The organism is Arthrobacter sp. 01N444, from assembly GCF_056399305.1.
In genome coordinates this window covers 1-497 of the sequence record NZ_JBFTRB010000043.1, presented here as the reverse complement: position 1 = coordinate 497, position 497 = coordinate 1, and the positions used below count along the sequence as shown (strand labels likewise).

Below are 497 nucleotides of genomic sequence, written 5' to 3'. Positions count from 1 at the left end.
TCGCGGACCGGGCGCACGTACTCAGGGCGGCCATGCTCGGGCTGGACGACGTAGAACCTAAGTCATCGGCCGTGCCTTCAACCCGAAAGTCATTCATGTCGGTCAACCGCAAAGTGTCGGCAGAGGAACTCGCGGAGCAACCGGCTCTGGCGCTCTGTTGGGCAGCTTCGACACCTGACACCTCAGGGTTTGCGAATCTCGGCGATTCATTGAGCGCCGTGACGATAGCAGCCTTGGCAGGCCGACCGATCCGGCATTCTGACTTCGACGCCGACCAGACCAAGCTCGTTGCCGCCGGCAGCATCGGCCATGAGATTGTTAACGGCACGGCGGTTGTGTGGGGAACGGGGACCTACGCTCGGGGCGGCGTATTCGCCGAAAACGCAGAGAGGACGGCCTATGACGTCCGCGCGATGCGTGGGCCGATCAGCGCCCAGCACTACCGGGATGCCGGAATCGAGGTGCCCGAAGTTTATGGCGACCCTGTGTGGCTACTA

At 62.8% G+C, this 497-nt stretch carries 1 pseudogene; it reads left to right on the top strand.

Going from position 1 to position 497, the window contains the following annotated elements:
* Nucleotides 1–95: 95 nt before the first annotated feature.
* A pseudogene (locus AC1DKN_RS21015) lies at nt 96–497 on the top strand (hypothetical protein); the annotation flags it as partial.